The organism is Stenotrophomonas sp. STEN046, from assembly GCF_056759755.1.
Window position 1 is genome coordinate 1 of record NZ_JBRRDR010000083.1, and the last position, 4,394, is coordinate 4,394.

The window sequence follows — 4,394 nt, forward strand, 5'->3', positions numbered from 1 at the left end:
GCGCTACCGTACAGGGCCGGGCCATGCCCGGCGGAGCGTGCGTGCTCAGTTCCGCCGCGGGTCCAGCGAGATCAGCCGTGTGGCATCCAGCAGTGCCGCGGGCAGGTGCATGCCCCCCGGTGCCGCCAGGTAACGCGGCCGCCATTGCGGGTCGAACTTCGACTTGAAGCGGCGCAGGCCACTGAAGCCATAGAAGCGTTCGCCATGCCGCGCCAGCAGGCCCGCCAGCCGGTTCCAGCGTCCCGCCAGGCGGTGCTGGGCGAGCCCGGACAACGGCGCCATGCCCAGCGAGAAACGGGCATAGCCCTGCGCGCGTCCCCACAGGAACAACTCGATGAACAGGAAATCCATCGTGCCCTTGGGCGCTTCGTTGACGTGGCGCATCAGGTCCACCGACAGCTCCGCACCGGCCGGCGCCTGCCACAGGTTGGCGAAGGCCACGATCTGTCCCTCGGCTTCAACCAGTGCGACCGGGAAGCGCACCAGATAGTCGGGGTCGTAGCTGCCCAGTGAAAAGCCCTTCTCATCACCGGACTTGTCGTCCAGCCACGCGTTGGAAATGGCATGCAGGCGCGGCAGCAATGCCGGAATCTCGTCTACCGGGGCTACCCGGAATGTCAGCCCGCCGCGCTTGCCGCGGTTCCAGGCCTGGCGCAGGTCCGCGCGCTCGCGCCCTTCCAGCCCGAAGTCGTGCAGCGGCACCATCGCTTCTTCGCCCAGCTTGACCAGGCCCAGGCCGAGATCCAGATAGGTCTGCCAGTACGCTTCACCCACCTGGTAGAACACCGGGCGCAGGCCGAGGCGGTCGGCTTCCTCGCGGAAGCGCCAGATCAGGGCGCGTGCCACTTCGGGAGGACCAACCGGGTCGCCCATCGCGATCAGCGAGCCGCCGTAGCGCTGCATCATCACAAAGCCCTTGCGCGCCTCGTCGCGCAGCACCGCCTTGTCGGCGGTCAGCACCAGGCAGGCCTGGGTGTCGGTGGCACCGGCAAGGATCGGCGCCAGTGACTGCAACGTGGCCTCGTCGGCCGCCGGCAGCGGGCTGCGCGTGCTGTGCAGCAGCCTGGCCAGGCCGAACATCACCAGCGCCATCGCCACCAGCAGCAAGGCCCGCAGCGCTCGCGGCGCATTCCCGGAAACCGCGAACTGCCACCACAACTCGTTCTGGTATTCGACATGGCTGTAGGTGAAGAACAGCAGCCAGGTAACCGCCACCAGTACCAGGCCGAGATTGCGCAGCCACGGCCACGACCAGGCTTCATCCAGCAGCGCCCCCTGGCGATAGAACTCGCGCCGCGCGGCCCACAGGGCCATGGCCACCAGCAGCGCCGACAGTGCGATCAGCGGCTGGCCGCCGCGCAACCAGATCGGCAGTGGCGCGATCACGCAGATGGCCATTGCCAGCATCCAGGCGGCATGGCTGCGACGGGCCAGGCCCTGGCCGATCAGCAGCAGGGCGACACCGGCCAGGCTGCCGATCAGGTGCGAGGTTTCCAGGATCGGCAGCGAGGCGTTGATGAGATGGCGCCGCGGTGTAGGCAGGGTGCCGTCGATGACCAGCGCAGCGCCCACGCTGAAGGCCGCCAGCGCGATGATCTGTGGCAACCAGGGGCGCAGCGCATGCCAGCCGGCACGGGTGGCGCCGGCGCTGGCCTGCAGCGGCTGTCGCATGGCAGGCGCCAGCGCCAGGACCGTTGCCAGCAGCAGCGGCAGCACGTAGTAGCTGACCCGATAGATCAGCGCCGCTGCCAGCACCGCCGCCGGCGCAACCTGGGGCAGCAGTTTCAGCAGGCTCCATTCGAACACGCCCAGGCCGGCCGGCACGGTGGAGACCAGGCCGGCCAGGACGGCCACCAGGTACAGGCCGACGAAACCCGGCAGGCCGGTGGGTGTGGAGTCGGGCAGCAGCACGTAGAACGCCGCACTGGCCAACACCAGTTCGACCACGCTGAGCACGGTGACGCCGAGCATGGTGCGGCGGTCGGGCAGCCACAGACCATGGCCGAAGATGCGGAACTGGCGCCCATCGCGCCCGACCAGCAGCACGGTGGCTGCATAGGCGAGCAGTGCGATGATGCCGACCACGCGCACGGCATCCGGGTCCAGCGGAAGCGCCAGTGCGGCCGCGGCCGGCTCCATGCACAGTGCCACCCCGATCAGCAGCCAGGCACCAAAGATGAAGCCGAGCGTGCTCATCAGCACGACCTGGCCGATCTGTGCCAGGCCAAGCCCTGCACTACGGTAGCCACGCAGCCGCACTGCGCCGCCGGTCAGTGCGGCAAAGCCCACGGTCTGGCCAAGCGTGTGGGCCAGGAAGGCGGTGATGCCGATGCGTGCAGGGTGTACGCGGATGCCGCTTCGGCGCAGGCCGATGGCATCAAAGCCGATCAGGCAGGCGTAGCTGGCCAGGCCGAGCAGGACCGTCAGTGCGATCTGGGCGCTGCTGAGCTGATGGAACGCCTGGCGGATGGCGCGGTAGCCATGCTCGTCGAATTCACCGGCCAGCCCGTGCAGGGCAAGCGCCAGGATCAGCAATGGCACAACGATGGTGACGACCCGCCTCCAGGCAGGGGGGGCGGTGGCAGGGACGGTATCGGTAGGGGCGGTCATCGGCGCAAGGGTGCGTCAGTCAGGGCGAGAGCGGTGTCAACGCAGGGCGAGGCGCATCGTGCGCCTGCCAGCGCCGTTTGACCAGCGTTGCCGATGTGCCGCAGGTGGCGGTATCCAGTGGCCGTGCCGGGCACACACTTCCCGGCCCGGCTGGGCGAGAATGCAGGTCAGACCACCCGCAGGAGCCACGCCCATGATGGAGCGTTACGACGTCGGACCGCGCATGTCCGAGATGACCGTGTACAACAAGGTCGCCTACCTCTCCGGACAGATTCCGGAAGACACCAGCCAGGACATCACCGGGCAGACCCGGCAGGTGCTGGCCGAGATCGACAAGCTGCTGGCACTGGTGGCCAGCGATCGCCAGCATGTGCTGCGCGCGGAGATCTTCCTGGCCGACATGGCCGATTTCGATGGCATGAACAAGGCGTGGGACGAGTGGGTGGTGGACGGCGCAACGCCGGCCCGCGCCACGGTTGAAGCCAAGCTGGCCCATGCCGACTGGAAGGTCGAGATCATCGTGACGGCGGCGGTGCCGTAATGACCGGGCAGGGGGCAGATCCGTTTTCCAATGGGAAAGGGATCTGACCCCACTCGCCGGGGAGGCGACGCTACGCGCCCGTTACAGCTGCGGCTGCAGTCGTGAGCTTGCCTGCGCGCACAAGGCCAGGCAGGCCAGCATCAACCCTTCCATGACCCGGTCGCCGACGTATTCCTCCGGCGCACCGTTCTGCCGGGTGCGCTCGGCGGCCAGCATGACCTCCTGCACCACCCGCAGCCCGGCCAGCGCGCTGTCGACATCGGCCAGTGCCATGCATCGGCTGGGAAGTTGATGCCGTTCCGGCCACGGTTGGCCGTCAGCGGCGGCACCGGTACCGATGCGTCGCAAGGTCGCAACCAACGTGGTGGGATCAAGCGCTGGCGACGGTTCCGTGTCCTCGTCGGCGTCTGCCGGGCCGAGGTAAGCGTGCAGATGGGGGAAATCCGATGCATTCATGGCAAGGCTCCGTGCAGGACAGACGGTAGCCGCCACCCAGAGGTGGCGGACGGAGACGTGGCTCGAAAACCGGTGTCGAACGCTCCGGCTGGCCCGAAGGCCCCCACGCCCCGCCCGCCATAGCCGGCAGACGGATTGCCAGCCGGCGCCACGCAAAGTGACGCCGACTGGCAAGCGTAAACAACGTTCGACAAAACGGGTTTTCGAAGCCCGGCCACCTTTTTTCGGTGGCTCATCATCTGTAAACCTGCTGTGGCGGAATGCCAATCAGACGAGTTGCAATGCCCGCACCATCAAGACGCTTTCGGCATTTTTGCATGTTGTTGAAGGGCCTCAAGCGCAGCTGGCGCAAGGATCGCGAATGACCGAGCAATCTGCGACATGTATCGTGATTCGGCAGTTGCCAGTGTGCACAGGCGGGGTCGATTGCGACGACGGTTCATGACATCGGATAGATAGTGCGGACCAAGGTCCGCACCCACCAAAAGCCGGGCAACACCCATCGAAAGCACAGCCACATCCACAGGCAGTGCACTTCAATCTACCTATCGAACCCATGCCCTTGCTTCTGCAATTGACGTTGCAGTTGCTCGACCGTCCGCCGCGGATATCTGTCGGGGGGGGGGGGGGGGGGGGGCGGGGCGGGTTGGGGGGGGGGGGGGGGGGGGGGGGGGGCGGGGGGGGGGGGGTGGGGGTTGGGCGGCCCCCCCCCCCCCCCCTTTTGTGGTGGGGGGGGGGGCCGCCGCCCCCCCCCCCCCCCCCCCCCCCAGACCATGAAGCCCAGACC

Annotated in this window: 3 protein-coding genes; 1 reads left to right on the forward strand and 2 read right to left on the reverse strand. The window is 67.8% G+C overall.

Features of this window, described 5'->3' with window-relative positions:
- Positions 1-45 precede the first annotated feature (45 nt).
- Positions 46-2,610, reverse strand: coding sequence for a bifunctional lysylphosphatidylglycerol flippase/synthetase MprF (gene mprF / locus ACVOLJ_RS20780; RefSeq protein ID WP_475280451.1), 2,565 nt, complete (start codon positions 2,608-2,610; stop codon positions 46-48).
- Positions 2,611-2,803: 193 nt separating this feature from the next.
- Here mprF and ACVOLJ_RS20785 point away from each other — a divergent pair, with 193 nt between their 5' ends.
- Positions 2,804-3,151, forward strand: coding sequence for a RidA family protein (locus tag ACVOLJ_RS20785; RefSeq protein WP_475280450.1), 348 nt, complete (start codon positions 2,804-2,806; stop codon positions 3,149-3,151).
- 81 nt (positions 3,152-3,232) lie between these two features.
- On the opposite strand, the gene ACVOLJ_RS20790 is transcribed toward ACVOLJ_RS20785, so the two are convergent.
- Positions 3,233-3,607: a hypothetical protein gene (locus ACVOLJ_RS20790; protein WP_481564985.1), complete on the reverse strand. Its 375-nt coding sequence runs from the start codon at positions 3,605-3,607 to the stop codon at positions 3,233-3,235.
- Positions 3,608-4,394: the final 787 nt, after the last annotated feature.